4 protein-coding genes and 1 pseudogene are annotated in these 4,040 nt (G+C 60.7%); 1 reads left to right on the top strand and 4 read right to left on the bottom strand.

Going from position 1 to position 4,040, the window contains the following annotated elements; all coding sequences use genetic code 11:
• From EN935_RS25320 to EN935_RS25330, 3 genes and pseudogenes are all read right to left on the bottom strand, one after another.
• Positions 1 to 256: pseudogene (locus EN935_RS25320) on the bottom strand (VWA domain-containing protein); the annotation flags it as partial.
• A gap of 6 nt (positions 257 to 262) precedes the next feature.
• Positions 263 to 709, bottom strand: coding sequence for a GNAT family N-acetyltransferase (locus EN935_RS25325; protein WP_109664640.1), 447 nt, complete (start codon positions 707 to 709; stop codon positions 263 to 265).
• Between the two features lie 57 nt (positions 710 to 766).
• The gene (locus EN935_RS25330) at positions 767 to 1,630 is read right to left on the bottom strand and encodes a LysR family transcriptional regulator (RefSeq protein WP_109664645.1); all 864 of its coding nucleotides are present in this window, start codon (positions 1,628 to 1,630) and stop codon (positions 767 to 769) included.
• Between the two features lie 127 nt (positions 1,631 to 1,757).
• On the opposite strand from EN935_RS25330, the gene EN935_RS25335 reads away from it, so the two are divergent.
• Positions 1,758 to 3,326: an MFS transporter gene (locus tag EN935_RS25335; protein WP_127373725.1), complete on the top strand. Its 1,569-nt coding sequence runs from the start codon at positions 1,758 to 1,760 to the stop codon at positions 3,324 to 3,326.
• 69 nt (positions 3,327 to 3,395) lie between these two features.
• On the opposite strand, the gene EN935_RS25340 is transcribed toward EN935_RS25335, so the two are convergent.
• Positions 3,396 to 4,040 (bottom strand): MoxR family ATPase (locus EN935_RS25340; protein ID WP_164771327.1); only part of this gene is annotated, 645 nt, incomplete at its 5' end.

Here is a 4,040-nt window from a genome sequence, read left to right on the forward strand (position 1 = left end):
CCTCGGGGATGTTGGTGACATCGACGGCATCCGGCCCGCCCAGCGCTTCAATGCCCTTGAAGACATGCGCAAACACCTGGTCGAAGCGGTCGATATGGCGCTCGTCCTTCACCAGCGCCGCACGGGCGAGGTAGTAAAAACCTTCGACATCATAGTCGACCAGCCCGGCTTCCAGCCCCTCCAGTAGCGACAGATATTCCCGCAGCGAGACGGGAACACGCGCTGCCTTCAGTTCAAGGAAGAAGGGGATGAACATGGCCAGTTACAGCAGATCATACTCGATGAAGCCGGTCCTGCGCGCCACATGGTCGTAGAGCTTGCGCGCGGTGGTGTTGGTCTCGTGCGTCATCCAGTAGACGTTCTTGACGCCGATTTTTGCGGCTTCCTCTTTTACAGCCTTGATCAGTGCTGCACCAATGCCCTTGCCGCGCACATCCGGGTCGGCGAACAGGTCCTGAAGATAGCAGTTGTTGTGCTCCGACCAGCCGGAGCGATGGTAGAGATAGTGGGTGAGGCCGACCGCCTTGCCGTCGAGCGTGGCGATGAAACCCTTGGGCTCGAACTCGCCCGCCGTGAACAGCCGCTTCCAGGTGACGGCGTAGACCTCTTCCGGCAGCTTCGTCTCATAGAAGGTGAGATAATCGGTCCACAGCCGCCGCCAGTCGGCGTGGTCGGACCGCGCGAGCGGGCGGACGGTGATCTCGGTCATTTCATTCCTCCGAAGTTTGGAGCCCGATCCGATAGAATCGGATCGGGACACCTGTGCCTATCCTGTCGGCAAATTGGACTCGCGAAAAGCGGTTGCGAGCATCTTCAGCGCCTCTCGTGCCCGTGGCGCCAAAGCGCGCGCATGCAGAACAATCTCGGAAGGGGGAATTGGTGGCAGGCTGAATTTGCGGCCAACCTCGATCAAACCGGGAGGGGCGACACGGTAAGCGAGGGCGGATAGAGCAAAACCGGCCGATACCGCGATGTTGACGGCCGCGCCGCCACCGCCGACGAAAGCCTCATTCCAGGCAATGCCTGCTTTATCAAGCGCCTCGACCGCTCTCACGCGGTCGGGGCAGTTGCATACGGTGCTTAAAAGCGCCAGGCGCAAGGGCGTCCCGGGTCGCCATTCGAAGGCGGGGGCGGCGAACCAGCCATAATGGGTGCGCGACAAGGCCTCGCCCCGGCGACCGTCGCTCTCCCGGTGCACAATGACCGCATCGAGTTCGCCGCGATCGAAAGCATCCTCCAGCAAGGAGCTGGTATCGATCCTTATGTTGAGCGCGAGCGACGGATCGTGGGCATGAAGCTGGGCTATCAGGATGGAAAGCTCGGGCCCCGCGACATGGTCGACAAAGCCGAGGGCAAGCCGGCACGGCGCCTCGGAAAACTCCGTGATGGCGCGTTCGTGGGCGGCAAGGAATTCGCGCGCCGCTGGAAGAAAGATCGCTCCTCTCGCTGACAGGCTCACGCGGCGCGGGGTTCGTTCGATCAAACGTGCGCCGAGCTTTTCTTCAAGCCGGCGCAGCTTGACGCTGATCGTCGCCTGGGTACTGCCCAGCGCCGCCGCCGCCCGGGTGAAGCTCTGCAGATCGGCCACCATGACGAAGGTCCGCACGGCGTCGACATCAAGACTGGTCATCTCGAGTATTCCATTTTGTCATCTCTGAAATAGAGATGCATAGCCTTTTTTCATGATCAGGGGTGGTCTATCTCATCGACGGCAGTTTGAAAAGCATTGCCTGCAACTCCGATAGAAAGTGATCGATATGAGGTTTCAAATTGAGCGAAACACCGTTGCGCTTGTGGGGGCCTGCCTTGCCTCGCTGCTGTTCGGTCTCGAAATCTCCAGCGTACCGGTGATCCTTCCGAAACTGGAAAGCGTGCTCGCCGCCGATTTCAAGGATTTGCAGTGGATCATGAATGCCTACACCATTGCCTGCACCACGGTGTTGATGGCGACGGGGACGCTGGCCGACCGTTTCGGCCGCAAACGGGTGATGGTCATCACCACCATGGCCTTCGGCTTTGCCTCTTTGCTGTGCGGCCTCGCACCGAGCGCTCCAATTCTGATCATTGCCCGCTTTTTGCAAGGGCTCGCGGGTGGAGCGATGTTCACCTGCAGCGTGGCCGTGCTGTCCCATCAGTTTCAGGATGGGGGTGAACGCGGCAAGGCTTTCGTTGCCTGGAGCGTCGTCTCGGGCATCGGGCTTGGTTTCGGGCCCGCTATTGGCGGATTGATCGTGGCGTTCTCCAGTTGGCAATGGGTGTTCCTCATCCATGTGCCGCTGGCGATCCTTGCTCTGGTCTTCATCGGCAGAGGTGTCACTGAATCACGCGATCACAACGCCCAGAGGCTTGATCGGGCCGGCATCCTGACGCTCTCGTTCGCGGTGTTCGGCTTCTCTTATCTGATCACGCAAGGCGCCGATCTCGAGTCCGGCGCCCGCATCGGCGTGACTGTCGCGGCCGTCCTGTCCTTCATCGCGTTCCTTTTTGCCGAGAAGATCAGTCCCTATCCGATGTTCGATTTCTCCGTCTTCCGCATCCGCCAGTTTTCGGGAGCGATCATGGGCGGCATTGGCATGAATTTCAGCTACTGGCCGTTCATCATCTATCTGCCGATCTATTTTTCGGGTGTTCTGGGCTATGACAGCACAACGACCGGGCTGTTGCTGCTGGTCTACACGCTTCCTTTGATGCTGATGTCCTCGACCGCCGAGCGCCTGCGCGCGCGCTATCAGGCGCGGGTTGCGATCCCGCTCGGTCTGCTGACATTAGGGATCGGCTTTATCGCCATGCGGATAGGGTCCGGGCTCGAGGGCGCCAATTGGGTGACCATGCTGCCCGGCACGCTGATCGCCGGCATCGGCATCGGCCTGACCAATTCACCGACCACCAACACCACGACCGGCTCGGTGTCGCCGGATCGCGCCGGCATGGCTTCGGGCATCGATATCAGTGCGCGCTTGATCACGCTCGCCATCAACATCGCGGTGCTGGGCCTGCTGCTGACGCAGGGGATAGTCTCTTATCTGCGGAACGCGTTTGACGGGGCCTTCGACCCGAATGAACTGGGTGCACTAGCGGAAAAGATCGCCACCGGAAATCTCGATGGCTTGACGCAATATTCGCCCAGGCTCGCGACCCTCGACCCATCCGGCGCCATCGCGCATGCCGCCCTGGTCAACGGTTTTGGCTGGGTCATGCTCTATTGCGGGATCGGCGTTCTCGCTCTTGCCGTCATCAGCTTCATCATCTTCGGCGCCAAGACCGACGCGCCGCAAGAGCAGAGCGGGCATGGTTCCGCTCAGACTGCGGGCGAGGCCCGCTCGTAGCAACCGGCCTTCCAGCTCGGCGTCAGAGGCCGTGTTGTTGCGGTCCAGAGATCATGCGCGAACCGCTCTTCATCCCTGCCTTCTGGCCATGAAGGCCAGCCGCTCGAACAGGTGCACGTCCTGCTCGTTCTTCAGGAGAGCGCCATGCAGCTTGGGCAGGGCGTTCTTCGGATCGGCGCGCAAATCCTCGGGCGCGATGTCGTCGGCGACCAGCAGCCTTATCCAGTCGAGCGCCTCGGAGGTCGACGGCTTCTTCTTCAGCCCCGGCACATCGCGGATCTCGTAGAATTGGGTGAGCGCTGCCCGAACCAGGTTCTGCTTGATGCCGGGATAGTGGACGTCGACGATTTTATGCAGCGTGTCGACGTCGGGAAAGCGGATGTAGTGGAAGAAGCAGCGGCGCAGGAAGGCGTCCGGAAGCTCCTTCTCGTTGTTGGAGGTGATGATGACGATCGGCCTGACGGCGGCGCGGATCGTCTCGCCGGTCTCGTAGACGAAGAACTCCATGCGATCGAGTTCCTGCAGGAGATCGTTGGGGAATTCGATATCGGCCTTGTCGATCTCGTCGATCAGAAGCACGACCTTCCTACCGGCCGCGAACGCCTCCCACAATTTGCCGCGCTTGATGTAGTTCCTGATGTCGTTGAACCTGATATCACCAAGCTGGCTGTCGCGCAGGCGCGAGACGGCGTCATATTCGTAAAGGCCCTGCTG

It is taken from the genome of Mesorhizobium sp. M7D.F.Ca.US.004.03.1.1, assembly GCF_003998635.1.
GTDB lineage: Bacteria > Pseudomonadota > Alphaproteobacteria > Rhizobiales > Rhizobiaceae > Mesorhizobium > Mesorhizobium loti.